Source organism: Streptomyces sp. NPDC093097 (assembly GCF_044754325.1).
Lineage (GTDB): Bacteria > Actinomycetota > Actinomycetes > Streptomycetales > Streptomycetaceae > Streptomyces.
The window spans coordinates 116,413-140,448 of the sequence record NZ_JBIVOW010000011.1 but is presented as its reverse complement, the minus strand read 5'-3'; the positions used below and the strand labels follow the sequence as shown (position 1 = coordinate 140,448).

Annotated in this window: 23 protein-coding genes and 1 pseudogene; 15 read left to right on the top strand and 9 right to left on the bottom strand. The window is 71.4% G+C overall.

All coding sequences use genetic code 11. The features are described from left to right. The first annotated feature begins 453 nt into the window (after positions 1–453). The 5 genes from ACIQE0_RS20230 (at position 454) to ACIQE0_RS20210 (ending at position 4,310) form a co-directional block, all read left to right on the top strand. Positions 454–912, top strand: coding sequence for a hypothetical protein (locus tag ACIQE0_RS20230; RefSeq protein ID WP_402333928.1), 459 nt, complete (start codon positions 454–456; stop codon positions 910–912). Beyond that, positions 909–2,099, top strand: coding sequence for a glycosyltransferase family 4 protein (locus ACIQE0_RS20225; protein ID WP_402333925.1), 1,191 nt, complete (start codon positions 909–911; stop codon positions 2,097–2,099). Before ACIQE0_RS20230 ends, ACIQE0_RS20225 begins: the two co-directional genes overlap by 4 nt. A 45-nt stretch (positions 2,100–2,144) precedes the next feature. Continuing rightward, a complete protein-coding gene (locus ACIQE0_RS20220; RefSeq protein ID WP_402333923.1) occupies positions 2,145–2,528 on the top strand; it encodes a BlaI/MecI/CopY family transcriptional regulator in 384 nt (127 codons plus the stop codon). After that, positions 2,525–3,424 carry a M48 family metalloprotease gene (locus ACIQE0_RS20215; RefSeq protein ID WP_402333919.1) on the top strand — a complete coding sequence of 300 codons (900 nt, stop codon included), beginning with the start codon at positions 2,525–2,527 and terminating at the stop codon, positions 3,422–3,424. Before ACIQE0_RS20220 ends, ACIQE0_RS20215 begins: the two co-directional genes overlap by 4 nt. A 247-nt stretch (positions 3,425–3,671) precedes the next feature. Beyond that, positions 3,672–4,310 carry an HAD-IA family hydrolase gene (locus ACIQE0_RS20210; protein WP_402333916.1) on the top strand — a complete coding sequence of 213 codons (639 nt, stop codon included), beginning with the start codon at positions 3,672–3,674 and terminating at the stop codon, positions 4,308–4,310. Between the two features lie 132 nt (positions 4,311–4,442). Here ACIQE0_RS20210 and ACIQE0_RS20205 read toward each other — a convergent pair whose 3' ends face one another. Continuing rightward, entirely contained in the window at positions 4,443–5,891 is a 1,449-nt protein-coding gene (locus ACIQE0_RS20205; protein WP_402333914.1) for an FAD/NAD(P)-binding protein, read from the bottom strand. Positions 5,892–6,691: 800 nt separating this feature from the next. Here ACIQE0_RS20205 and ACIQE0_RS20200 point away from each other — a divergent pair. Beyond that, a pseudogene (locus ACIQE0_RS20200) lies at positions 6,692–6,799 on the top strand (GlxA family transcriptional regulator); the annotation flags it as partial. Between the two features lie 68 nt (positions 6,800–6,867). Here ACIQE0_RS20200 and ACIQE0_RS20195 read toward each other — a convergent pair. The 4 genes from ACIQE0_RS20195 to ACIQE0_RS20180 all read right to left on the bottom strand — a co-directional run bounded on the left by ACIQE0_RS20195 (position 6,868) and on the right by ACIQE0_RS20180 (position 10,114). Next, positions 6,868–7,302, bottom strand: coding sequence for a hypothetical protein (locus ACIQE0_RS20195; RefSeq protein ID WP_402333911.1), 435 nt, complete (start codon positions 7,300–7,302; stop codon positions 6,868–6,870). 46 nt (positions 7,303–7,348) lie between these two features. Then, positions 7,349–8,182: a heavy metal-binding domain-containing protein gene (locus tag ACIQE0_RS20190; RefSeq protein ID WP_366332206.1), complete on the bottom strand. Its 834-nt coding sequence runs from the start codon at positions 8,180–8,182 to the stop codon at positions 7,349–7,351. Positions 8,183–8,251: 69 nt separating this feature from the next. Continuing rightward, positions 8,252–9,208: a heavy metal-binding domain-containing protein gene (locus tag ACIQE0_RS20185; protein ID WP_402333908.1), complete on the bottom strand. Its 957-nt coding sequence runs from the start codon at positions 9,206–9,208 to the stop codon at positions 8,252–8,254. A gap of 768 nt (positions 9,209–9,976) precedes the next feature. Beyond that, positions 9,977–10,114 (bottom strand): hypothetical protein, encoded by a 138-nt coding sequence (locus ACIQE0_RS20180; RefSeq protein WP_366332208.1) that lies wholly within the window; start codon positions 10,112–10,114, stop codon positions 9,977–9,979. A 472-nt stretch (positions 10,115–10,586) separates the two neighbouring features. Between ACIQE0_RS20180 and ACIQE0_RS20175 the strand changes: the two genes are divergently transcribed. Genes ACIQE0_RS20175 through ACIQE0_RS20160 form a run of 4 tightly spaced genes read left to right on the top strand, consistent with a single transcriptional unit; the run spans position 10,587 to position 15,064 of the window. Next, on the top strand, positions 10,587–12,479 hold the full coding sequence (locus ACIQE0_RS20175) for an asparagine synthase-related protein (protein WP_402333904.1): 1,893 nt from the start codon (positions 10,587–10,589) through the stop codon (positions 12,477–12,479). Next, a complete protein-coding gene (locus ACIQE0_RS20170) occupies positions 12,476–12,910 on the top strand; it encodes a lasso peptide biosynthesis B2 protein (protein ID WP_384097884.1) in 435 nt (144 codons plus the stop codon). The genes ACIQE0_RS20175 and ACIQE0_RS20170 overlap by 4 nt, the downstream gene beginning before the upstream one ends. Before the next feature lie 35 nt (positions 12,911–12,945). Continuing rightward, a complete protein-coding gene (locus ACIQE0_RS20165) occupies positions 12,946–13,206 on the top strand; it encodes a lasso peptide biosynthesis PqqD family chaperone (RefSeq protein ID WP_402333901.1) in 261 nt (86 codons plus the stop codon). Between the two features lie 34 nt (positions 13,207–13,240). After that, complete coding sequence (locus tag ACIQE0_RS20160; protein WP_402333898.1) at positions 13,241–15,064, top strand: ABC transporter ATP-binding protein; 1,824 nt, start codon at positions 13,241–13,243, stop codon at positions 15,062–15,064. Between the two features lie 60 nt (positions 15,065–15,124). Here the strand turns inward: ACIQE0_RS20160 and ACIQE0_RS20155 are convergent, their stop codons facing one another. Beyond that, positions 15,125–15,535, bottom strand: a complete 411-nt coding sequence (locus tag ACIQE0_RS20155) for a VOC family protein (protein ID WP_384097889.1) — start codon at positions 15,533–15,535, stop codon at positions 15,125–15,127. A gap of 10 nt (positions 15,536–15,545) precedes the next feature. Continuing rightward, the gene (locus ACIQE0_RS20150; protein ID WP_402333895.1) at positions 15,546–15,989 is read right to left on the bottom strand and encodes a helix-turn-helix transcriptional regulator; all 444 of its coding nucleotides are present in this window, start codon (positions 15,987–15,989) and stop codon (positions 15,546–15,548) included. 180 nt (positions 15,990–16,169) lie between these two features. On the opposite strand from ACIQE0_RS20150, the gene ACIQE0_RS20145 reads away from it, so the two are divergent. Both ACIQE0_RS20145 and ACIQE0_RS20140 read left to right on the top strand, forming a co-directional pair. Next, a complete protein-coding gene (locus ACIQE0_RS20145; RefSeq protein WP_402333892.1) occupies positions 16,170–16,853 on the top strand; it encodes a TetR/AcrR family transcriptional regulator in 684 nt (227 codons plus the stop codon). Then, positions 16,850–17,533: a VC0807 family protein gene (locus tag ACIQE0_RS20140; protein ID WP_366332216.1), complete on the top strand. Its 684-nt coding sequence runs from the start codon at positions 16,850–16,852 to the stop codon at positions 17,531–17,533. Before ACIQE0_RS20145 ends, ACIQE0_RS20140 begins: the two co-directional genes overlap by 4 nt. A 285-nt stretch (positions 17,534–17,818) precedes the next feature. Here ACIQE0_RS20140 and ACIQE0_RS20135 read toward each other — a convergent pair whose 3' ends face one another. Beyond that, entirely contained in the window at positions 17,819–18,697 is an 879-nt protein-coding gene (locus ACIQE0_RS20135) for an acyl-CoA thioester hydrolase/BAAT C-terminal domain-containing protein (protein ID WP_402333888.1), read from the bottom strand. 167 nt (positions 18,698–18,864) lie between these two features. Beyond that, positions 18,865–19,365, bottom strand: a complete 501-nt coding sequence (locus ACIQE0_RS20130) for a GNAT family N-acetyltransferase (protein WP_402333885.1) — start codon at positions 19,363–19,365, stop codon at positions 18,865–18,867. 411 nt (positions 19,366–19,776) lie between these two features. On the opposite strand from ACIQE0_RS20130, the gene ACIQE0_RS20125 reads away from it, so the two are divergent. From ACIQE0_RS20125 to ACIQE0_RS20115, 3 genes are all read left to right on the top strand, one after another. Next, a complete protein-coding gene (locus tag ACIQE0_RS20125) occupies positions 19,777–20,766 on the top strand; it encodes a phosphatidylserine/phosphatidylglycerophosphate/cardiolipin synthase family protein (protein WP_402333883.1) in 990 nt (329 codons plus the stop codon). 371 nt (positions 20,767–21,137) lie between these two features. Further along, complete coding sequence (locus tag ACIQE0_RS20120; protein WP_402333880.1) at positions 21,138–22,286, top strand: hypothetical protein; 1,149 nt, start codon at positions 21,138–21,140, stop codon at positions 22,284–22,286. A 608-nt stretch (positions 22,287–22,894) separates the two neighbouring features. Next, on the top strand, positions 22,895–23,953 hold the full coding sequence (locus tag ACIQE0_RS20115; protein ID WP_402334213.1) for a S8 family serine peptidase: 1,059 nt from the start codon (positions 22,895–22,897) through the stop codon (positions 23,951–23,953). Positions 23,954–24,036: the final 83 nt, after the last annotated feature.

Genomic DNA, 24,036 nt, shown 5'->3' with positions numbered 1-24,036 from the left:
CGACCGCCGGCACGCCCTGCACGGCGCTCCGCGGTCAGTGCGCCTGCCCACAGCCCGAGTTCGAGGCCGTGGTGTCGCGCGAGTCGGTCCGGTGGGGTTCCGATCGAGGTGCGGCGTCCGTCGACGGGGTCGCCGCGGCTTCTGAGGCCGGGGGGCTTCGGAGGCCGGGTGTGGCGTGGCGCGTTGTCCGCCGCGCCACGACGCGTCCACGAGCGGCCGGCCCCTCTACCGCGTCTCCATGTCCACGCGATCGCCGGCGTCGCCGCCGGGACTGTGCGCCGTCGAAACCCTTACCCGGAGTCACCCCACCCCGGCCGCCCACGCCACCGGATACCGGCCGCGGGCGCCCGGCCCCCACCGGGAGCCCGGACCGCCCACCCCCTCTACAGCGTGTAGGGTCCCATCTCATTGCCCTACACGCTGTAGGGGAAGTGCAGTGGGAGGTAAATCGGCATGGAGAGGACGGACCGGGCGATATCCCCCGGCGTCCCGCACGCGGAGGCCGGAGAGATCTGGCCGCGCGACGGCTACATAGGCGTCCACGGTCACTGCGTCGGCGCGGAGCGGGAGCCCTGCACGGTGGTCGTACGGGCCCGGGCCCCGCAGGAGGCCGAGCTGCGCTTCCCGGCGGAGGTCGGCGACGGCGGTTTCGCGGTGCGGATACCGCTGGGGGAGCTGGCGGCCGCGTGCACCGGGGCGGAGCAGACCTGGGACCTCTATGTCAGCGTGCCGGGCAGGGCGGCGGAGCTGCGGCTGGGCCGGCACCTGGACGACATCGTGGGCAAGAAGAAGATCTTCACGTACCCGGCCCAGTGTGCGGCGGGGTGGTGGATCGAGCCGTTCTACACGGTCAAGGACAACGTCTCGATCGGCTGCCGGCGCGCGGACCACGAGGGGCAGGACGGCCGATGAAGATCCGGTTCCTGCTGCTCAACGCGTTCACGGTCGGGGGGACCGTACGGACGGTGGTCAACCAGGCCAATGCGCTGGCCGAGGCCGGGCATGAGGTGGAGATCGCCAGCGTCTGGCGGCGGCGCGAGGAGCCGGCGTTCCCGATCGACCGCCGTATCCGGGTGCACACGCTCGTGGACGCGTCGCCCGCCGCGCCGGTGTGGCGCAAGCGGTTGGAGGCGCTGGCGATGCGCTCCGCCAGCCGGCTCGTGCCGCGGACCGAGGTGCGCTACAGCCGGTTCAACCGGCTGACCGACCGGCGCCTGGTGAAGTACCTGTCCACGCTGGAGGGCGGTGTCCTGATCACCACCCGCCCGGCGCTCAACCTCCTCTCCGCGCAGTACGCGCCGCGGAGCGTCGTCCGCGTGGGCCAGGAGCACCTGCACTACGAGCACCACAAGCCCGACCTGGCACGGGCGCTGCGGGCCGGATACCGGCAGCTGGACGCCCTGGCGGTGCTCACCGAGGCCGACGAGCAGAGCTACCGCTCCGTGCTCGACGGCAGCGGCGTGCGGATCGCCCGCATCCCCAACGCGCTCGCCGAGGCCCGCCCCCAACCGTCCGCGCTGGACCGGCCGTTGGTGGTCGCCGCCGGACGACTGGTGAAGGCCAAGGGCTTCGACCACCTGATCACCGCGTTCGACGACGTGGTGCGCGAGCACCCCGACTGGCAGTTGCGGATATTCGGCGCCGGTCCCGAGAAGGACCGGCTGCGCGACCTCATCCACGCCCGGCATCTGTACAACCACGTCTATCTGATGGGCCCGACCTCGCACCTGGACGAGGAGTTGGCCAAGGCGTCGATGTTCGTGCTCGCCTCGCGCCACGAGGGGTTCGGGATGGTGCTGGCCGAGGCCATGAGCCACGGCGTGCCGGCGGTCAGCTACGACTGCCCGCACGGGCCCCGGGAGATCATCACCGACGGCGACGACGGCCTGCTCGTCCCGCCCCAGGACCGCCCCGGCCTCACGGCGGCGATGAACCGGTTGATCGACGACCCGGACCTGCGCAACACGATGGGGGAACGCGCTCGCGCGTCGTCGGAGCGCTACGCCATGGAGTCGATACGGCCGCGCTGGGAGGCCCTGTTCGGCGAGCTCCTCGCCGCCAGGAGCGACCGGGAGGCCGCCGGTCCCCACGCCGCCTGACGGCCGCCCGATGTCCTGCTCACGACGATCCGTAAGGTGAAGCACATGGCAGACACATGCCCCCGTGGCAAAGGGGAGCGGCGCAGCGCGGGCGAGTTGGAGAGCGAGGTTCTCGCCGCGCTGTGGGCGAGCGATGGCCCGATGACACCGGCCCAGGTGCAGGCGGACATCGGCGGCCTGGCGTACAACACCGTGCACACCATCCTCAAGCGGCTGCTCGACAAGGGTCTGGTCGTCCGGGATGCCGCCGGGCGGCGCGGCGCGTACCGCCCGGCGAAGAACGCGGCGGAGCGGACGGCCGAGATCATGCACGAGGCCCTGGGCCGGGGCCCGGATCCGATCGCCGCGCTCCAGCAGTTCGTCACCAGGCTCAGCCCGCAGGAGGAGCGCGCGTTGCGCGACGTGCTCGGTGGGAGTGCGGGCCCTTGAGGATCGATGTGTATCTCTCGTTGCTGTTCGCGGTGGCGCCGGCCGCGGTCAGCCCGGTGGCCGGCCGTCGGCTGGCGCCTGCGTACGCGGCGCGGACGCTCGTCATCGCCGGGACGGTGGCCTCGGCGGCCTCGGTGTGGGCACTGGTCCTGCTGGGGGCCACCCTGCTCGACGACGTCCCGCCGATCGCGGCCGAAGCGCACTCGCGGGGCGCGTCCGTGCCGGGGCCCGTCCCGGTGACCATCGCGCTGCCGGCGGTCGCGGTCCTCGTCGCCGCGGTGTGGCGGGTGCAGCGGGTGCTGCGCACCCACGCCCGCACCCGGCGCACCCTGCGCCGGCTCAGCGCGGCGCACCCCACGGACAGCGAACTGGTCGTCGCGTCCTCCGGCACGCCGCAGGCGTTCGCGCTGCCGGGAAAGCCCGGCCGCATCCTGGTGACCTCGGCCATGCTCGCCGGTCTGGACGCCCGGGAGCGCCATGTCCTGCTCGCGCACGAGCGCACCCATCTGCGGCACCGCCACGACCGTCTCCGCCTGTGCGCCGACCTGTCCGCGGCCGCCAACCCGCTGCTGATCCCGCTGCGCGACACGGTCGCCTATCTCCTGGAGCGGTGGGCGGACGAGACCGCCGCCGAGGACGTGGCGAACCGCACCACCGCGGCCCGTGCCGTCGCCCGCGCCGCGCTGCTCTCCCACCGGAGCCGTGCCGCCTGCACTCCCCTGCGGTTCTCCCATCTCGCCGTGACGCGCCGCGTCGCCGCCCTCCAGGACGCGCCCCTGCCACCGGCCCGGCTCTGGGTGTGCGCCCTGCTCGCCCTCGCCGCGGCGCCCGCGCTCGGTGCCGTCGACGCCACCGGCGACTTCTTCCGCCTCCTGGGCGACTCCCTGCATCTGTGACCCCTCGTGGTCGGCCCCTCGTGGTCGGCCCCTCGTGGTCGGCCCCTCGTCACAAGGGCGAACGCACCCGTTGTGCGGTGAGTCGGGTTAGGCGGTCTCGGGCACGGCCGGCACCGGCTTCGAAGATCGCTTGACCTTCTCCCCGGGTGAAGGACGACGGTGTCCCCATCGATCGCCGCAGCGGGCGGTGAGCACTTGCGGGACAGGCCGGACGGCCTGCTCGGACTGGCATGAAGAGGGGGTTCGCATGACCGCGACCTGCATCGTTCTCGACATCGGTGGCGTGCTGGAGATCACGCCACCGACCGGATGGGTACAGCGGTGGGAAGCGCGGCTGGAGTTGCCGCCGGGCACCGTGAACGATCGGATGCGCGACGTGTGGCGGGCCGGAAGCGTCGGGAGCATCGGCGAGCGGGAGGTGCACGAGCAGGTGGCGGCCCGCCTGGGTCTCGACGCGTCCCAGGTCGAAGCCTTCATGGCCGATCTGTGGGCGGAGTACCTGGGGACGCCGAACGAGGAACTCATCGCCTGTCTCCGAGGGTTGCGGGGAAGGTGCCGGCTGGGCATTCTCTGCAACAGCTTCGTCGGTGCCCGGGAGCGGGAGACTTCGCGGTATCACTTCGACGAACTGGTGGAGCGGATCGTCTACTCCCACGAGATCGGCGTCGAGAAGCCCGACCCGCGTGCCTTCGCGGCCGCCTGCGCCGGCCTGGCGGTACGGCCGGCGGACTGCCTCTTCATCGACGACGTCGCCGTCAACGTCGAGGCCGCTCGGGCGGCGGGGATGCGGGCGCATCTGTTCCGGGACAACGCCCGGACGATCGCCCGCATCGCGGTTCATCTGGACGGCGGGCCCCTGACTCCGGGTCGCGTCGGGCTCGGATGACGCCGGCCTGGCCGGCCCTCGGCGCTCACCGGCCGGGCAAGGATGCGGGCCGGTCGGCCCGCATCGGCTTGCTCGGCCCGGCCGCGGCCGATGGCCGGATGAACGGCGCCGGGGCCGGTCTCGGTGGAGTGGTCAGCGCGGTGCCGTGCGTGTCGTGCGGTCCAGGATGCGGGTCGCCAGTTCTCCCGCCTGGACGCGGATCTCGCCGATGGCGGTGGTCTCCCACAGGTTCCCGCGCCGCAACGGGCCGAGCGTCCACACGGGCGTCGTGCTGCGGCCGGCCGTCCCGATCAGGCGGCCGTCGGGGGCGGTGTCGAAGCCGAGTCCGTGCGGTCCGGGTGCGGCAAGGCCCGAGCGGAGCAGGCTGCGGACGAGCGGGTCGGTCAGGCGCTCCACACGGCCCTCGGTTCCGGTGCAGTTGACGACGGCGCCGACGGTCAGCGCGCGGCCGTCGGACTGCCGGACCGTGATCTCGCGGCCGCCGCCCGTCCGTGCGCCGACGACTTCCGCTGGCCGTACGGTCAGCAGCCCCGCCCGCCGGGCGGCGGTGAGCGCCTGCGCGGTGGCCGGCGGCAGCCGGTGCCGGTGGACCTCCCATTCCCGCATCTCCGCGGCGAGGAAGCGCTGTTGGTCCGAGAAGGAGAGCTGTTGCCACAACCGGGGGATGTGCGGCCGGAGTTCGTCGATGGCGTGACGCCAGTCCCCGTACAGCCGTCGGGAGCGCGCCGCGCGGTAGCGGACGGCGCGCTTGAGTGCGGCGAGGTCGCACGGTTCGGTGGCGGGGATCCCGTATGCGGTCGGTCCCGGCGGTCCCCCTGGTCGCGCCGTTCCCGTCGGTGCCGTCGGTGCCGTGGCGGCGTGCGGCCTCGGCAGCATGCCGTGCCGGGAGACGGCGTGCACCGTGCGGTCGGGGTGGAGCAGCGTCCGGGCGATGTCGCACATGGTCAGGCCGGTGCCGACGAGCAGGACGTCGCGGTCGGTCGGTACCTCCGCGAGCGCCCCGGGGCACCAGGGGTCGGCCACGAAGCCGGGGGATTCCTCAAGTCCCGGCGGGAGCCAGGAGGTTGCGGGTTCGAGGTTGCCGAGTGCCAGGACCACCGCGTCGGCGTCGAGTGTCCCGCCGTCGCGCAGACGGAGCCGGACGCCGGCGGCTGCGGGCCCGTCGCCGGCCGCGGGGAGGTGGTCCAGCGCCACGACGCGGTCGTGCCGTCGTCGGATCGTCGCGTAGTCGCGGCCGGCCTCGGTCGACCGGTCCAGATCGTGGGCTAGGTAGGCGCCGAACAGACCGCGCGCCACATACGCTCCCGGATCGGCCGTGCGGCCCTCCCGGTCGGAGAGCCACCGCACGAAGTCGTCGGCGGTGTGCGGCAGGGCGCTCATCTGTCCGGCCGACACGTTCAGCAGGTGCCGCGGGTCGGGCGTGGAGTAGGCCAGACCGCGGCCCGTGCCCGGGGCGGGGTCGATGACCTCGATGACGGTCCTGCGCCTGCTGCGGGCCGCGGCGTCCGACAGCCGGGCGGCGGTCAGCGTGCCTGCCGCGCCCGCTCCGGCCACGACGACATGGAGGGATTCTGTGCTCATGGGATCACTTGGTGCCGTGAGGGGTGGGTGACTTGGTAGAGGGGGGTGCGGGGATCGCGGTGGGGCGCGTGAGGTGGGGCGGTTCGGGCGGCTGCGGCGGTGGGGGTGGTCAAGCGGATTGTCCGGGCTGGAGTGGGTGCGGTTGTCGCCGGCTCGGTCGTGGTGGTGGGGGGCGAACCGCTGTGGGGGGTGTCGGGGACCATCTCGCCTCCGTCTGTGGTGGCCGCGTCGGAGTCTGCGGACCCCAAAGTAGGACATGTCACCGACGGTTCGGTAGCACGCCCTCCGCTTTTCGGCCTCCACCCGTCCTGGGGCCCGCTCCGGCAGCCCGCGGCAGGCGGTGCGCCCGCCCCGGTCGGCAACGATCCGTCCCGTCCTCCTGCGCGCCGGCCTCAGAAGCCCAACCCGAAGTCCGACCCGGCGATCAGCGGCACGAAGAACGGCAGGAACGAGACAACCGCCCCGATCGCCGCGCCCGCGGCCCCGACCGGGCCGGCTCCAGGCCGGCCGGACTCCCTTGACGCACGCCCGACGTGTCCGGTGACGTGCCTGCTGTCTGCGGTCCGTCGAGCACCGGGCGCACGTGCACCTCGCGGGTAGGCGCGCAGGGCGATGGCACGAATCGTGGGGTGGCTGTCGTTGACGCCGGGGCGTGGGGGTCAGCAGGCTGAGGACGTGCACCAACGCCGCATCGTCTTCGTGGTCTTCAACGGTTTCCAGGCACGGCGATCCATACGGATCCCGGAGCCCGGCACGGCATCGCCGATCTGGCCGCCCGCGCGGGCCTGAGTCCCCGCCATGTGCAGCGCCGGTTCACCACCGAAATCGGCACACCGCCGGCGGCGTACGTGGAGCGGGTGCGCGTCGAGGCGGCCCGTCGGGCGCTGGTCGACGGCGAGGACTCGGTCGAGGCCATCGCGCCTCGCTGCGGCTTCGGCACCGCGGAGACGCTGCGGCGTTCGGCCGTGCGCATACCTCAGCCGCCGAGCAGCAGGCGCTCCAGCGCTGCCCGGGCCCGGGCGTCGGACGCGGCGCGGGCGGTGACGGCCTCGGCCAGCTCGCGCACCCACTCGTCCAACGCCACCGGGCGCCGGGAGAGGACCACGCCCCGCACCTCCTTGCAGATCTCACCGCTCGGGCGGCCGCCGGAGAGGTCGAGCACCAGTCGCTGTTCGCCGAGGGAGACGTCCAGCCGGGCCACCTTGCCCTCCCGGCCGGCCAGTCGATCGGCCATGCCGCGCTTGCGCTCGATCGCCACCGATCCGGGCGGCAGTGCGTCCGCCAGCGTCCCCGTGAGCACCTGGGCGTAGACCTCCAGATCGGCGGCGTCCCGGCACAGGGCGGCGGCGAGCAGTTCGACCGAGGCGGGGTCGCCGCCGGGCTCGGACGGCATGGGGGCGGGGGAGGACATCGGCGGCGGCCTTTCGTTGCGGACTGGGGGCGGAGAGGCGGGTGCGTCAGCCGTCCAGGCCCAGCACCATGGTCGGACGTTCGATGACATGGTCGTCGCGCAGCGGCCGCACGGCCGTGCCGATGGCGAAGAACTCCGTGGTGTGCCCGCCCCAGCGGTGGTTGTGCGAGTTGAGCTGGACGCCGACGATGCCCTCCGCGTGCAGTTCCTCCGCCTCCCGCTGCATCCGCTCCATCGCCAACTCCCGGGCGTCGTAGAGGGCTTGGGTGAACGGTTCGATCTCCACGTTCTTGCCGATGTTGGAGAACATCGCCCCCATCTTCTGATGGGCGATGTGGTAGACGCAGGTGCCCATCACCATGCCCAGCGGGGCGTATCCGGCGCGGACCAGGGTCCAGAAGTCCTGTCCGCTCAGATCGGAGGTGAACGGCTGTCCCTTGGCGTTGCGCCAGCTGCCGTTGCCGCCCGGCGCGGGCTCGTCGGCCTTGACCGCGGTGCCGATCGCGATGAACTCGGCGATGTCGTTGCCGAACTCCCGTGCCTCGACCGAGAGCCGTACGCCCACGATGCCGTCGGCGCCGAGCTGCGCCGCCTCGGCCTCCATCCGCGTCATGGCCAACTCCCGTGCGTGGTACATGGCCTGGCTCAGCGTGGTCAGCTCCTGGTTCTTGCCCCAGCGGCCCAGTTGGATGCCCACGTGGTAGATGGAGCTGCCCAGGACGAGGCCGAGCGGCCGGAACCCCGCCTCGCGCACCAGCAGGAACTCGTTGACCGTCAGGTCACTGGTGAAGAGCGAGCCCGGCCTGCCCGGCTGGAGTTCGGCCAGCCGCCGCATCGCGTCGGCCGGTACGCCCTGGGCTGTCGGGTCGGTGGCGGTCATGAGCGGTTCCCCTCGTGAAAGTGCGCGGTGGTGATGGAGGTGCGGTGATGAGCCGAGTGCGGTGGTACGTCAGGCAGGACGCGGACGGCGCCGCTTCGGATCCAGCGGCATCACGGTCAGCGTGCGCGGTGGCGCCTGGCGCGTGGTGAACGCGGCCACCGCGGTGCCGATCAGGGTGGCCTCGGCGACGTGGTCCTTCTGGTCGGAGTCGTTGTTGCGTCGGCGTGCCCGGAAGCACGCCTCCTCCCACACCCGGAGCCGGTTGTCGCCCAGCACCACGCCGTCCGCTCCGGTGTGCCAGGCCTGTTCGCCGATCTGCCGGCGTGCGTCATGGCGTGTCAGGGCGACCAACTGGCTCCAGCCGGTGACCTCCTGGTTGCCGGCCGCGAACCAGTTCTGCCGCCGGGTCGTCCAGTCGTCGTGCCGGGTGCCGATGGCGAGTCCCACCAGGAGCTCGACCGGCACCCATCCCGCGGCGATCAGTTTGGCGAACCCCTGGCCGTCCAGATGTGTGGTGAAGGGACGCCTCGGCCGCACCTGCCCCTGTGCCCGCACGGCGGTGCCGATCACCTGGAACTCGAAGCAGTGGGGAGCGGCGGGGAAGGGCGCCATCGTGAGGTCGGCGGCCACCACACCGTCACCGCCCAGTGCCGTGCACTCCGCGATCATTCGCCCGAGCGCGGCATGCCGTGCCGACAGCAGCACGTCGACCAGCGCTTTGGAGGCGGCGCCCTGCCCTGAGACGGCTACCCCCGCGGGCGCCGAACGGCGGCTGGACCAGCCGGCGTTCTGGTAGCCGCAGTCGTAGTAGCTCCAGCCGGCTGCCCTGCCCGCCACGCGATACACCGCCGTGCCCAGCACCTGTCCGACCGGTTCGAAGCCCACCGACCTGATCGCGGCGAACTCCCCCGTCGACAGCGCCGAGGACCACGTTCCCCTCTGCCGCGCCTCGGCCGTGCGCGCCGCCGCCACCGGCGGCAGCCCACCGTCGGCGAACCACTCCCCGCCCATGGACACCCCCTCCATGCTCCAAGTCCCCCGGGACGAGCCCTGCAAGAGCGAGTCTAGGGCCCGGGTCTGACATCACCGGATGCGGGGAGCGAAAGAACACGGGGCGGAGAGCGGCAGCGGATCGTCTCCCGGCCCACCCCGACCGTTCCGGTCAACGGCGGCCCGGTGAGAGCGACTTACCGGAAATCCGCTCCGCTCGATGGCTCGGATCTGGTGCGCCGGAAACAGTTGGACGCGCTTGGTTCGCACGCCGCGAGGCGGCCAAGGAAACGTCTCCGGCAGGCGAAGCCAGCGATACAAAACGCACCGTCGATTGCCAGAAGGCCCTCCTACTGTTCGAGTGTTTCGCCCGCGATGTGACGTCACCTTCGAACGGTGGGCACATTCCCCGCCACGTGAGCAATTCAGGCGAACGGTCGAGCGATGGAGAAGCGTTTCGAACGGACGCGTTCGCGCTTTCGCCGACAGGGAACGGAGCCCGGGAGGGGAGGCTGGGGCCACGGCGAACGGCGCGCGGCGTCCACACAGAAGGGCGGCCTCCAACTCCCAGCCGTGGCACGGGTTTACGCCCATGCCGTACGGGTCGGGAATTGAAGGCCGCTTTCCACTTCCCTCCCCGTGCCGCTCATCGGGGAGGAGTGGTGTCGTGCACTTCCCGGCCATGCTCCGGACGTCTACTCGTCTCGCTCACCCCGTGCTGTCGCGCGGTGATACGAAGACGCCGTCCGGCGCAGGGCCGGGAACGACCACGGTCCGCCGGTCAGCCGAAGCCCACCGACCGGACTACTTGGCCTTCTTGAAGCCCATGGTCGTGGCGTCCTTCTTGGTGTGGATGGTTCCGTCGGTGTCCTTGTTGAAGTGACCGACCTTGGCAGCGGTGGGCGGCATGTAGCGCTCGGGAAGCTGCTCGTTCTTGCGCATGTCCTTCTCCTATCCATCTGGCTGGAAGCTGAAGTGGCGCCGATTTCATGTAACAGGCTGCGATCCGAGGTGTCCACATCGGTCCGCTCAACACCGTTGAATTCAAGCTGGTTTGAGACGGACAGTAAGGATCACCGGTGAACTCAGGCGTTCATTCGTGCGAGTGAATAATGCGACAGACAATACAGTGCAGCATTGGTCTGGCGGCCGGTGCGGGCTTGGCGTGCATGTGTGTGCGTGCTAAGGCCGGGGGGCCTTTATTTGCGCACGCCACCGCCGAGACGCCTCACCTGACGGGAATCAGGGGAACTTCCGTCCCACGCGACGGACTTGCGCGGATTCGCACTGCCGCACACACGGTTGTGGCGTGATATCAACTATGACCCGTTGCGCGATCCCACCCTGTGATGGACGGTTCTGCGGCGGCCGTGCGGGTGGCGCGGGTATCGCCCTGATATCTGGTGGTGAGGCAGTGCAATCGCTGAACGGCAACAACCTCGTGGTCTTTCCGGACTCCCCCGGAGGCGCCTGGGCCCACCATCAAATCGGGGCCCCGGCACCGCAGTTGGTGTCCCATGCGTCCGGACGGCCGTGGCTGGCCGGCTCCTGGGACCCGGCGGATCTGGTGGTGGCCGACGCGGGCCCGGTGCGGGTGGCGGTGTTCGGCACGGTCTCCCTCACGCCGGAGTGCCTGTCCGCGCTGTTCTCCCCGGCACGCGACCTGGTGGACCTGGACCGGCTGGTCCGCCGGCTCCCCGGCAGCGCGCATGTGGTGGCATCGGCCCGGGGCCAGGTGCGGTTCCAGGGCACCGTCACCGGAACCCGCTGCGTCTTCACCGCCTGCCTCAACGACGTGACGATCGCCGCCGACCGGGCCGACGTCCTGGCCGGGCTCATCGCTGCGGAGCCGGACGAGGAGCTCCTCGCCGCGAATGTGACGTCCGGCATGTTCTTCGCGCCGTTGAGCGAGCGCAGTTGGTGGCGCGGCGTACGGCAGGTGGCCGCGGACTCCTATGCGCTGCTGCCCGCCAACGGCACGGCGCGTACGGTGCGTTGGTGGCAGCCGCCGGAGCCGGCCCTCTCCCTGGCGCAGGGGGCGGGCCAGGTGCGCGAGCGGTTGCGGGAGGCGGTGGCCCTGCGGCAGCCCCGGCAGGGCCGGCTGTCGGCGGACCTGTCCGGCGGCATGGACTCCACGGCACTGTGCTTCCTGGCCGCCGAGCACCACCCCGACCTGCTGACCTTCCGGTGGACCGGCGGCAGCGCGATCAACGACGACCCGTTGTACGCGGAGCAGGCCGCGCGTGCGCTGGAGCGCGCCGAGCATCTGACCGTGCCGGAGAGCAGCGCTCCGCCGGTGTTCTCCCCGCCGTACTGGGCCTCGGACACCGAAGCGCCGCGGGCCACCACCCGGGGGATGAACGCGATCCGTACGGGCATCCGGCTGCTGGTCGAACACGGTGCCACCTGGCATCTGGCCGGGCACGGGGCCGATGAGCTGTTCACCGGCAGCGCCGCCTATCTGCACACGCTCCTGCGCCGCCGGCCGGTGACCGCGCTGCGGGAGCTGCGGGCCCACCGGGCGCTGTCCCGCTGGCCGTTGGGGGCCAGCCTGTCCGAGCTGTTGCGCGGTGAGGACCTCGGTACGTGGTGGCGACGGTGCGGCGACGACCTTGTCCGTCCCGCGCCGTCCGGACCGGTCCCCGCCCTGGGGTGGGGGGCGCGGCTGCCCGCCACGCCGTGGGCCACCGCGGACGCGGTGCGGACCACGCGGCGGCTCTTCCACGACGTGGCGGACGGCGCCGCCCCCCTGGCGCCGGACCGCGGGCAGCACGAGGCCCTCACCGGGCTGCGCAGCGCGGGGCCCGTGCTGCGGTTGCTCCTTCGTGAGTACGCGGTCGAGGGGCTGCGCCTGGAGCTGCCCTACCTGGACGACCGTGTGGTGGAGGCGGCGCTGTCGATCGTCCCCCACGAGCGCTACACGCCCTGGCGGTACAAGCCGGTGCTGGCCTCGGCGATGCGCGGTCTGGTGCCCGATGTGATCCTCGACCGGTCCACCAAGGGTGACTGCGAGGAGTCCGTCGACCGTGCCCTGCAGCAGCACGTTCCCGATCTGCTGGAGCTGTTCGGCGACTCGCTGCTGGCGCGTCGTGGCCTGATCGACGCGGCGAAGCTGCGGACCACCCTGCTCACGCCGCCGCGCAGTACGGACGTCTGGTCCGCGCAGCTGGAATCGACGCTCGGCGCCGAGCTGTGGTTGCGGGAGATCGAGGCCCGCCCCCTCGGCACGTCGTCGGCCACCGCCGGCCGCGCCCGCGGCGGCGCCCCCCAACGACAGCCTGTGCCCGACTCCGAGGAGACCCTGTGACCAGTCCCCCGTGCGCGCTGCCGCCGCGTGTCCGACTGCCCCTGCACCGGCGGGTGCTGCCGCTGACCGCCGTGGCGGTTGCCCGGCCGCTGGCCGCGTTGCCGCCCCGCTATCTGCGCGTCGGACTCCAGGTGTTGCGCGTCGGCGCCCGTCCGAGCAGCGCCGAGCAGGCTTCCGCGGCCCGTACCGCGGTCGTCGCGGTCAGTCTGCGCTGTGCGGTCCACAACTGCCTGCAACGCTCGATCGCCGCGGCGCTGTTGTGCCGCTTCAAGGGGACATGGCCCACCTGGCAGGCCGGTGTGCGCACCACGCCGTTCGGGGCCCATGCCTGGATCGAGGCCGACGGGCAGGTGATCGACGAACCGTATCCCGACGGCTACTACCGGCCGCTGCTCACCGTCGCCCCCACGCCGCCCAAGCAAGTGCCCTAGCCGGCCCGTCGTCCACACCACCCCCGGAGGACCACATGAAGCTCCAGTTGACCCCCCACACGCTCGCCACCGACACCGACGACGGTGCCGTGCTGCTGAGCCAGCGCACCGGGCATTACTGGCAGCTCAACCCGACCGGCGCCTACGCGCTGCACCGTCTGCTGGACGGCGGTACCACGGATCAGGTGGCCGAGGAGTTCGCGGCCGAGTTCGGCATCGCACCGGACCAGGCACGCGAGGACCTCGCGGCGATGACCGAACAGCTCCGGTCGTCCGGACTGGTGGAGGCGTGCTGAGAGCCGTCACGACGGAGGAGGAGCGGCGCACGCGATGTTGCGACAGCTGTGGACGTTGACCCGGGGGCAGCGCCGTTCCTTGAGCGCCGCCCTGCTGCTGACCTTGATCGCGGCCGCGGTCGGCGTCGCGCAGCCGCTGGCCGCCAAGGGGGTGGTCGACGCCCTCACCGCACACCGGTCGCTCCTCCTCCCCGTGGCGGCCCTGGTACTGCTGCTGCTGGCGCAGGCACTCGTCGGCGCCTTCGCCGCCTTCCTGTTGGAGCGGGCCGGCGAGCGGTTCGTGCTGGAGATGCGCACCGGACTGTTCTCGCGCCTGCTGCGGATCCGGATGCAGGCCTTCGACCGCCTGCGCGTGGGTGACTTGATGGCGCGCGCCTCGACGGACGTGGCCGTGCTGCGGGAGGCGCTGACGCACCTCTCCGTGCAGATCGCCACCAATCTGTGCATCGCGCTGGGCAGCGTCGGTGCGATGTTCGTGATCGACCCGGTGCTGATGCTGCTCATCCTGGGCGTGCTGCTCATCGGCAGCAGCGTCATCAAGGTGCTGTCGACGCGGATCGGCCGGGTGTCGCTGGAGCTCCAGACCGCCGTCGGAGCCATCTCGGCAGGACTGGAACGCGCACTGTCGGGCCTGCGCACCGTCCGCGCCAACCGCGCCGAACGGCGCGAGCTCGCCCAGCTCAGCACGCTGGCCCAGGACGCCTACGACGCCGCCGTGCGCAGTGCCCGGCTCACCGCGACGGTCGCCCCCGTGGTCCAGATGGCGATCAACGCCGCCTTCGTCCTGGTCCTGCTGGTCGGCGCGGCCCGCGTGGACCAAGGGGCGCTCTCGCTCGGCGCCCTGGTGGCGATCCTGCTCTATGCCAGCCAACTCGGGGGCCCGCTCGCCGAGTTGATCGAGGGCATCGCCTCGGTGAGCCGCGCCAAGGGCGCCACCGCACGCATCCGGGAGGTCTCCGCACTCCCCGTCGAAGAGGACACCGCGCAAGGGCGCACCGCGGAGGAGTCGACCGTCGAACGGTGCCCCACCGCCGCGGCACGTCATGGCGGACAGCGCCGGCAGCCCTCCGGCCGCGGCCCCGCGGCGCCGTCGTTGGAGATCCGTGACCTGCGGTTCGGGTACGGTTCCGACGCCCCCGTACTCCGCGGGCTGTCGCTGACCGTGCCGCCCCACGCACTCGTCGCCCTGGTCGGCCCGTCCGGGGCCGGCAAGTCCACCACCTTCGCGCTGATCAACCGGTTCTACGAGCCGTGGAGCGGCAGCATCCGCCTCGACGGGCGCTCCGCCGCCGACCTCGGCCTCGACGCGTGGCGTTCGCACATCGGCTGGGTCGAGCAGGACTGCCCGATGTTGCACGGCACCCTGCGGGAGAACCTCTGCTACGCCGCCCCGGACGCCGACGACGACAGCCTGTGGCGGGCCCTGGGCCTGGTCAACCTCGCCGAGAAGGTCCGCCGGCTGCCGGCGGGCCTGGACACCGAGATCGGCGAGCGGGGCGCGCGCCTGTCGAGCGGTGAACGGCAACGGCTCGCCATCGCCCGCGCGATCCTGGCCCGCCCCCGGCTGCTGCTGATGGACGAACCCACCGCCCACCTCGATCCCGCCAACGAGGCCGCCCTGACGGTCGCCATGCACAACCTGCGCAAGGAGTGCGCGCTGCTGGTCATCGCCCACCGGATGTCCACCATCGAGGCGGCGGACTCCGTCGTCCTGCTCGACAACGGCACGGCGCACGCCACCGGGACGTATGCCGAACTCCTTCGCCACCACTCCGGATTCCGGCAGCATGTGCTGTCCCGGCCGCCCGCGTCCCCGCCGCTGAGCCAGGACCCGGTGGTTGTCACCGACCCCTCGTGAGGGACCCGGGTCTGCGCGCGCCCTCGCTCAGCGGCCCGTGACGACTGCACTCGCGGATGGTCAGCGCAGCTCCTTGATGCGGATCTGGTTGCCGGCCGGATCGCGGAAGGCGCAGTCGCGCACGCCGTAGGGCTGCTCGATCGGCTCTTGGATGACCTCGGCGTCGCCGGCCTGAATCCGCTCGAAGGTGCCGTCGAGGTCCCTGGTGGCCAGGAGGATCCAGCCGTAGGTGCCCTTGGCCATCATCTCGGTGATCGTGCGGCGCTCGTCGTCGGTGACACCGGGGTCGGCGACCGGCGGCGCGAGGAGGAGGGAGGTGTCGGGCTGGTCGGCGGGGCCGACGGTGATCCAGCGCATCCGGCCCTGTCCGACGTCGCTGCGGACCTCGAAGCCGAGGATGTCGCGGTAGAAGGCCAGGGAGGCGTCCGGGTCGTCGTGCGGGAGGACGCTGGTGTTGATCGTGATGTCCATGCCGGTCACGCTAACCGGGCTCGGTGGCCGGTGCTTCTCGATTCCTGATCGGTCGGGTCACCTGTTTCGCCACGCACGGCGGCATTCCCTCGGTGGAGCGCGCCGCCTCGCGCCGGTAGGTGCTGGGCGGCACACCGACCAGTTCGGTGAAGCGGGTGCTGAAGGTGCCCAGCGAGGCGCAGCCGACCTCGAAGCAGACCTCGGTGACGCTGAGATCGCCGCGGCGCAGCAGTGCCATCGCGCGCTCGATGCGCCGGGTCATGAGGTAGGCGTACGGTGACTCACCGTAGGCGAGGCGGAACTGGCGGCTGAGGTGCCCGGCCGACATGTTCACGCCGCGGGCGAGCGCCTCGACGTTCAGCGGCCGTGCGTACTCCCGGTCGATCCGGTCACGGACGCGGCGCAGCCGCGCGAGGTCCCGCAGGTGTTCCTCTGCGGTGGGTCTGCTGGTCACCTTCGCGAGGGTGCCATGCCGCGCGGGCGTTTGCCCAACGCCGCAGGCGTCTCCCCCGCCGATTGCCTGGGACCCGGCGAACGCGCCGCCTGGCCGTACCTCCCGAGGCGGCTGCCGGCCTCCTGCTCCTTGCGGTTCCCAGCGGGTTTAGGTGTTACTCAGCCAAGGAATCAGTTACTCATGCGAGTAAGAGATGGGCTGAACCAGCCAGACACCCCGGCCACCGGCGCCTCCTCCCCCGGCACGACCCCCGCCGACACCCCCGAGCGGTCGCTCGCCGCGAACGCGCGCCGGGCGCAGATCGTGGAGGCGGCCATCGAGACGCTGGCCGAGAGCGGCTACGGGCAGACGACGTTCGCGCGGATCAGAGAGCGGGCGGGAATCTCCAGCACCCGGTTGATCTCCTACCACTTCGGCACCAAGGGGGAGTTGATGGACGCCGTGCTGGAAGAGGTCGGGTTGCGCGCGCACCAGGCGATCTCACGACGCGTCGCGGACGAGACCTCGGCGGCCGGGGCGCTTGCGGCCCGGATCGAGGCGCAGGTGGAGTGGGTCGCCCACAACCCCTCCGCAGTGCGGGCGATGTACGAGGTCTGCATGAACGAGCGGGACGCCGAGGGCGCGTTGCGCTACGGCGTTCAGGCCACGGCGCGGGCCAACGTCGATGCGCTGGAGCCGATCTTGCGTGCGGGGCAGGAGAGCGGTGAGTTCCGCCAGTTCGACACGGGTCTGATGGCGCTCACCCTGAAGTCCGCGATCGATGCGGCGATCGTCCGCATGGCGCGCCCACCGCGCCTGACCCCGGCGCAGTGCGTCCGCGAACTGACCACCCTGGCCCGGCTCGCCACCAGGCGGGAGTCATGACCGCCGACGCGGGTCGCCCCGGCAACCGCCGCCTGCTGTTCCGACTGGTGTGGGACGTGGCCGCGCCCATCGTCCTGTTCTATGTGCTGCGCGGACTGGGGGTGAGTACGTTCGCCGCGTTGCTGGCCGGTGCGGTGCTGCCTGTGGTGACCACCGGGGTGTACTGGCTGCGGGACCGCCGGTTGGAGCCGATGGCGGCGTTCATGGCGGGGGTGATGCTGCTGGGAATGCTGGTGTCGCTGATCAGTGGGGGCACCCGGTTCATGCTGGCCAGGGACGGTTGGGTGACGGCCGCGGCCGGTCTGTGCTTCCTGGGGTCGGTGTGGGCGCGGCGGCCGCTGGCCTATCTGGGGGCGCGGCCGTTGCTGGAGGGGCGGTTCCGTTCGGACGGGACGCCGTGGGAGACGCTGTGGGCGAGCGAACCGGCCTTCCGGCGCATCTGGCGGATCTCCACCGCGATCTGGGGCGTCGCACTGCTCGCCGACGCCGTGGCGCGGGTCGCGATGTCGTACACGCTGCCAGTCACCGTCGTCCCCGGGCTGGGCGGTCTGCTGTGGCCCGTCACGATGGTGCTGTTGCAGCTGGTGAACGGCGTCTACTACCGGCTGGCGGGGCTGTGGCGGCTGACGGCCGGGGAGGGCCGGCAAGAGGGGGTGGCGGCCCCGGCGGCTCAGGGGTGAGGTGCGGGGACCGGCTGCCGGGCCTCTCCCCCGTCACGGTCAAGAGCCGCGGATCGCCCCAACGACCGGGCTCGTTGGGCACTTTGCCGGGATGGATCGGCTTCCGCGATATGTGCGGCGGCCCCTGCGCCCCAGGCAACGGAGCCGCCGCGCGACTCCGCATCCCTCAGTGGTCAAACCTGGAAGTCCTTCGGGGGGTGACATCGGAGTCTGCTACGCGTTGGCCCAGACGCCTCGCGTGCGCAAGCCCGCCCGGCAGTGACGCCACGACGAAGTCGGCACCTGTCACCTGGAGTCGGCCTTGGTCTGCCCCGGATGGAGCAGACCGAGGATGGGTGCCCAGGCTGCTTCGCCGAGCAGGGCGTCGCTGCGGGCCGTCCCTCCGTAGGCAAAGGTCTTCGAGGGTGCGGCGGGGCCTTCGCCCGGGAAGCGCGGCCGGTGTCCGGCGTCGTCGCGGGTCACCAGGTGGACCGGGGCGCCGGCGGCGCGGCGGCGCGCGGCCAGCTGCTCGGCATACTGCAGGGAAGGCCACATCGCGTCGTCGCCGCCGGCGACGAGCAGGATGTCGGCGGACGCCTTCTCCACCGGGATCGCGGCGGCGTCCAGACGCCGGGCGTAGGTCCGCTCGCTGAGTTCGTACCAGCCGCGGATCGCCACCGGGCCGTCGCCTTGCCCCACGGGCTGCCAGGAGTCGCCGGCCACCGGGACGAAGGGCAGCGGCTGCCCCTGCCAGGTCCAGGAGGACCTCCAGGGCCGGTCCCGCCCGTCGAGCCCCGGCCCCACGTTGCACCAGACCAACGACGTCGGAGAGAGGGCCACCACCGCGTTGACGCGCGGCTCGTGGACCGCGGTGAGCAGCGCGGCCTCGGCGCCCTTGGACCAGCCGAGGATGCCGACGCGCTCCGTTCCACGGGATCGCAGCAGGTCGACGGCCGCGACGAAGGTCTCCAGCGGCACCTCGCAGATGCCCGCCGGCTGCCCCGGTCCGCCGAACCAGCGGATGGCCAGGGCGAGGAGACCGTGCTCGGCGAGCAGCCTCGCTCGTCGGCGGTCCACCCGGCCGCTCGACCCGGCCAGTACGACGACACCCGTGCCGTTGCCCGCGGTCGGCTCCATCAGGACCGCTTCCCAGGGGGTCGTCAGCTCGTGTTCGACGACGCTCACGGTGTCTCCTCTCTCGGCAGGGAGTTCACGTGAAGTGAGGCTATCGGCACCCCGACGGCCCCGGGCCTACGGCCACAAGTCCGGGTACCGGCGGTGTCTGCGGGCACGGGTGGTGCCGCACGCGGCACGTGCCGCTCCAACGCGGGCATCGCCCGGGAGACCGGCCTTCATGGCTGGACGACCAGGTCGCGCTGATACCACGTGCCTGGCCTACCGCCGAGGTGGGCTGGTTCGGCGGAGCCGACGGGGACGAACCCGGCTTTGGTCAGCACCTTCTGGGAGGCCACGTTCTGGCGGACCGTGGCCGCTCGCAGTGTGCCCAGCCCGTATTGGGCCGCCGCCAGTCGGCACAGTTCCCGGACGGCCGCGGTCGCCACGCCGCGGCCGGTGAGGTGCTGCGCGACCCGGTAGCCGAGTTCCGCGGTGTGGTCCTCGATGTCGACCAGGTTGAACCGGCCGAGGACCGAGCCGTCCTCGGCGACGAGCACGTGGAAGGCGCAGATGCCGGCCTCCTGCTCGGCCAGCAAGGCGTTGTACCTGTCGGTGAACTGGGCGAAGAAGTCGTCGCCGCGGTCGGGGACCGCGGCAGCGAAGTAGGCGCGGTTCGCCAGCTCGAAGGCCAGGACCGCCGGGGCATGGCCAGCGTGCAGCCGCTTCAGCTCGGGCATCGCCCGACCTTACCCAGACGGTGCGCCAAGGCAACCTGGTTTCCGCCGGCGGCAGATGGCCCCAAGGCCAGGGCGCATGAAGAGCTTCGGCTGAAGTATCGGCCGCCCGGGCCGGCCGAAGGACGCGATGCGCTGGTGGCGCTCAGCCGAGTGCGAGCCGGGCATATACGTACGCCAAACCGAGGCGGGTCACCTCTCCGAAACCCGGGACAAACACCGCCCGTCTCCGATATGAATCGGACTTTAACTGCCCTCCTTTTTGCAACAATTGACGCATGACCAATTCCCAGGAAGTGCTTTGCACAACGCTTCCCTTCTCTTCACCCAACCGGGCTTCAGCGCACCTCGGGGCTGTGTCTTACTGGGGACGCTACGCGCGTTGCGCGCTCCCCCTACGTCAGGAGAGTTCCGGTGAGCCCCACCCGCCGTCTCATACCCGTCCTGAGTGCAGGCGTCCTGGCCGCGGTAGGTGCCCTGGTGCCCGCCACCGCCCACGCCACGAGCCCCTTCTCCCTGGTGATCCTGCCGGATCAGAAAGAGGGCGCGATCTACGACTTCGTCAACTCGGCGAAGCAGTCGATCGACGTGACGATCTACGAACTGCGCGACACCACCCTCGTCCACGACCTGGTGAAGAAGGAAAAGGCGGGCGTGAAGGTCCGCGTGGTGTTCGACTCCCAGCACTCCGCCATCGACGGCGCGGCCTACAAGGCGCTGTCCGCGGCCGGCGCCGGGGTGACGTACTCGTCCTCGGCCTACGTCTACACACACCAGAAGACCATCACCGTCGACGGTGCCAAGTCCTACATCAGCACCGGGAACTTCGACACGAAGTACTACGCGACGTCGCGTGACTACGGCGTCTTCGACTCCGACAAGGGCGATGTCGCCGCCATCGAGAAGGTCTTCGAGGCCGACTTCAAGAAGGCTTCGGTCACTCCCTCCGACGGCACCGACCTGGTCTGGTCGCCCACGGATTCGCAAAGCCGGCTGCTGGCCCTGATCAAGGGGGCGAAGCACTCCCTCGACGTCCAGCAGGAGGAGTTCGGCGACACCACGTTGGTGAATGCAATCGTCGCGGATGCCAAGCGCGGCGTCACCGTTCGCGTCGTCGCGGAAAACCAGTCCTCGAAGTACAGCAAGCAGCTCAAGAAAGTCACCGCAGCGGGCGGCAAGGTGACGACCTACACGAGCTCGACGGGCTACTACATCCACACCAAAGCAATCGTCGTCGACCACGGCACCTCCTCCGCGAAGGTGTTCGCCGGCTCGGAGAACTTCTCCAACAACTCGCTCAACCACAACCGCGAACTCGGCCTCATCGTCAGCGACTCCGCCGTCGTCGGCGGCATCGAAAAAGCCTTCACCGCCGACTTCGAGAAGAGCTCGGGCGCTGCCTGACGCCGCCCCGCCCGTTCCGTCGCCGGCCGCTCGGAACGGGTTGGCGGTGACGGCTCGCCGGCGGCCCGGAGCCACCTGCCTGCGGTGGCTCCGGGCCGCTTCGCGGCTACCGGAAAAGGCTTCGCCGTCGCGGCGGGAGAGCGCGCACATTTCGAGTGACATGCCAGGACGTACTCCTGCGCGCGATTACCGAGGAGATGACGAGGCCAGGCGGCGATCACTCGGCGGGAGCCGTGACGTGTCACCCCCTCGACAGCGGTGCGTGCGGTCGTGGTTTCCTTCGCAGTGCGGAGACCAGGAATCCCTGGTGACACGGCAGCAGTCACCGGCGAGAGACGGGAGAGAGCAGAGATGAGAGCGGAGGATTGCGGATGTACGCGTCAGTGCGCCACGGGTTCGTCCATGTCCTGGGGAGGGCCGTCGTCGGGGCGGTCCTCCTCGGGGTGGTGGCGGTCGGCCCCGCACGCGCGGCCGCGCCAGGTGCTCGGGCGGTCGACGTGCCGGCCGGCGTGACCGCGGGCGTCGCGGTCTTCGATCGGCAGACCGCCACGTTCACCGAGCAGCTCAATCCCCATATGCAGTTCCGTTCGGCCTCGGTCGTCAAGATCCTGCTCGCCTTGGACCACTTGTGGGACCGGGATCCGGGCAGCCTGCCGGCGGCCGACCGCGACCGGCTCGCCTCGATGCTGCGCAGCAGTGACGACGATGCGGCCTCCGCGTACTGGACGGAGGGCGGGGGCAGCACGATCGTCGACCGGATGGTGGCGCGTCTGCACCTGACCGAGACCGCGGGACCGCCGCCGGACTACCCCGGGTTCTGGGGCTACACCGCGCTGTCGGCCGCCGACACCGTGCGGATCTACCGCTATCTCCTGGACAGTGCCCCGGCAGCCGTCCGCGACCTGGTCATGGGTGATCTGCGGGCCGCCACGCGCTGCGGCGCGGACGGCTTCGACCAACGCTTCGGTATCCCCTCGTCGTTCGAGCGGCCCTGGGCGGTCAAGCAGGGCTGGTCCGGCTTCGGCAGCTCGGACGACTGCACCGGCAACGCCACCGCGTCGTCGGCCGCGCCGGTGACGCCCGTCGGCGCCGGCGGCGTGGATCTCGCGCGCAAGGCCCTGCACAGCACCGGCACGGTCGGGGCCGGCGACCGCACGATCGTCGCCGTCTTCACCCTTCAGCCGCAGGACACCGGCTTCGGCGCCGCGTACACCAACCTGAACCGGCTGGTGCGGTCTTTGCAGAACGTGCCTGGCGCCAGGCGTCCGAGCGGCAGTTGGTTCGACACCTGGGGCTCCGGCGTTCGCGTCCGGGCGGATGCCACCACGAGTTCGGCGGCGCCGGCCACGCTTCCCGCGGGTGTGGAGGCGCTGGTCGCCTGCCAGAAGCAGGGCGAGTCGGTGACCGAGGGTCCGTACACCAATGACTGGTGGGCCTATCTGCCGCTGTACGGCGGTTACGTCTCCAACATCTACATGAAGAGTCCCGGCAGCAAACTCCCTGGCGTGCCTGGCTGTTGATCCGGTCCCCGGTCGGGGTTCCGCGCGCTGGACCAGGGATCATGTGGCTGTCGGCGCAGGCTGATCGCCCCCGGGCGGGGCGATCGGCCTGGCCCCGCGCCTCACCAGACCGAGGGAAAGCCTTTGCCGTAGTTCGGTGTCGCTTTGACGCAGGGTTCACTACTTTTCACACAAGCCACCACTCACCGGGGTGGCATCACTGAGTGCACGTGCGCAACTCATCATCGACAGTTTGACGCCCCCCTGACGGGCCGTCGCCTCCACCGGCAATATGTCATGTCTTTGACATGTCCCCCTTGGCATATCCATGTGGAGAGCGTGGCCCGGAAGGCGTCCCCGGGGCGCCGACTGCCGGTCCCTTCCCCACGGAGGTCGTTCCCTTGCGTTCGCTACGAAAGGGCACATCAACTCGCACGAGAGGGCTGGCGCGCCGCGCCGTCCCCGCTCTGCTGTCGGCGACAACCCTCGTCATCGGCGGCGTCATCGCCGCCAGCCCGTCCAGCGCCGCACCGGCGCCGTCCGCGCCCCACGCGTCCGCCACCGTATCCGCGGCGCACGCCCAGGTCCCCACCCGCCGGTTGTGTGCGCACCCGTCGAAGCCGGGCTACATGGCCTGCAACGCGGTGGCCCGCACGGACGTCAAACAGCACCTGTCCCTGGGGCCGCACGCCGCCCCCTCCGGCTACGGCCCCAGCGATCTGCGGAGCGCCTACAACCTTCCCTCGGGCGGCTCCGGCCAGACCGTGGCGATCGTCGACGCCAACGACGATCCCAACGCCGAGAAGGACCTGGCGACCTACCGCTCCCAGTACGGCCTGCCGGCCTGCACCACGGCCAACGGCTGCTTCAAGAAGGTCGACCAGAACGGCGGCACCACCTATCCCACGCCGGACTCCGGCTGGGCCGGCGAGATCTCCCTCGACGTCGACATGGTCAGCGCCGCCTGCCCCTCGTGCCACATCCTGCTGGTCGAGGCCAACAGCGCCAGCATGGACGACCTGGGAACGGCGGTGAACCGCGCCGTCTCCATGGGTGCCAAGTTCGTCTCCAACAGCTACGGCGGCTCCGAGGACTCCACCGACACCACCTCGGACGCGCAGTACTTCAACCACCCGGGTGTCGCCATCACCGTCAGCTCCGGCGACAGCGGCTACGGCGTCGAGTACCCGGCGGCCTCGCAGTACGTCACCGCGGTCGGCGGCACCTCGCTCCAGCAGGACAGCAGCGCGCGGGGTTGGAGCGAGACCGTCTGGGGCTCCAGTGCGGGCGGCGAGGGCGCAGGATCCGGCTGCTCCCAGTACGACGCCAAGCCGGCCTGGCAGCAGGACACCGGCTGCGGCAACCGCACCGTCGCGGACGTCGCGTCGGTCGCCGACCCGGCCACCGGCCTGGCGGTCTACGACACGTACCAGGCAAGTGGTTGGAACGTCTACGGCGGGACCAGCGCGTCGTCGCCGTTCATCGCCGGCGTCTACGCCCTCGCGGGCACCCCGGGCGCCGGTGACACCCCGGCCTCGTACCCGTACAGCCACACCGGTGCACTGAACGACGTCACCGACGGCGCCAACGGCAGCTGCTCACCGTCGTACCTCTGCACGGCGGGCACCGGCTACGACGGCCCGACCGGCCTGGGCACCCCGAACGGCGCCACGGCCTTCGCGCCCTGACAGGCACGGGACGGCCTGCGGCACCGCGAGCACAGGGTGACGCGGTGACCGTCGGATAGCCGACTGGCACATCCCACGCGCGT

Coding starts and splice junctions, on each gene's coding strand:
- ACIQE0_RS20230 (WP_402333928.1), top strand. CDS start 454: ATGGAGAGGACGGACCGGGCGATATCCCCCGGCGTCCCGCACGCGGAG.
- ACIQE0_RS20225 (WP_402333925.1), top strand. CDS start 909: ATGAAGATCCGGTTCCTGCTGCTCAACGCGTTCACGGTCGGGGGGACC.
- ACIQE0_RS20220 (WP_402333923.1), top strand. CDS start 2,145: ATGGCAGACACATGCCCCCGTGGCAAAGGGGAGCGGCGCAGCGCGGGC.
- ACIQE0_RS20210 (WP_402333916.1), top strand. CDS start 3,672: ATGACCGCGACCTGCATCGTTCTCGACATCGGTGGCGTGCTGGAGATC.
- ACIQE0_RS20205 (WP_402333914.1), bottom strand. CDS start 5,891: ATGAGCACAGAATCCCTCCATGTCGTCGTGGCCGGAGCGGGCGCGGCA.
- ACIQE0_RS20195 (WP_402333911.1), bottom strand. CDS start 7,302: ATGTCCTCCCCCGCCCCCATGCCGTCCGAGCCCGGCGGCGACCCCGCC.
- ACIQE0_RS20190 (WP_366332206.1), bottom strand. CDS start 8,182: ATGACCGCCACCGACCCGACAGCCCAGGGCGTACCGGCCGACGCGATG.
- ACIQE0_RS20185 (WP_402333908.1), bottom strand. CDS start 9,208: ATGGAGGGGGTGTCCATGGGCGGGGAGTGGTTCGCCGACGGTGGGCTG.
- ACIQE0_RS20180 (WP_366332208.1), bottom strand. CDS start 10,114: ATGCGCAAGAACGAGCAGCTTCCCGAGCGCTACATGCCGCCCACCGCT.
- ACIQE0_RS20165 (WP_402333901.1), top strand. CDS start 12,946: ATGAAGCTCCAGTTGACCCCCCACACGCTCGCCACCGACACCGACGAC.
- ACIQE0_RS20160 (WP_402333898.1), top strand. CDS start 13,241: ATGTTGCGACAGCTGTGGACGTTGACCCGGGGGCAGCGCCGTTCCTTG.
- ACIQE0_RS20155 (WP_384097889.1), bottom strand. CDS start 15,535: ATGGACATCACGATCAACACCAGCGTCCTCCCGCACGACGACCCGGAC.
- ACIQE0_RS20145 (WP_402333892.1), top strand. CDS start 16,170: ATGCGAGTAAGAGATGGGCTGAACCAGCCAGACACCCCGGCCACCGGC.
- ACIQE0_RS20140 (WP_366332216.1), top strand. CDS start 16,850: ATGACCGCCGACGCGGGTCGCCCCGGCAACCGCCGCCTGCTGTTCCGA.
- ACIQE0_RS20130 (WP_402333885.1), bottom strand. CDS start 19,365: ATGCCCGAGCTGAAGCGGCTGCACGCTGGCCATGCCCCGGCGGTCCTG.
- ACIQE0_RS20120 (WP_402333880.1), top strand. CDS start 21,138: ATGTACGCGTCAGTGCGCCACGGGTTCGTCCATGTCCTGGGGAGGGCC.
- ACIQE0_RS20115 (WP_402334213.1), top strand. CDS start 22,895: ATGGCCTGCAACGCGGTGGCCCGCACGGACGTCAAACAGCACCTGTCC.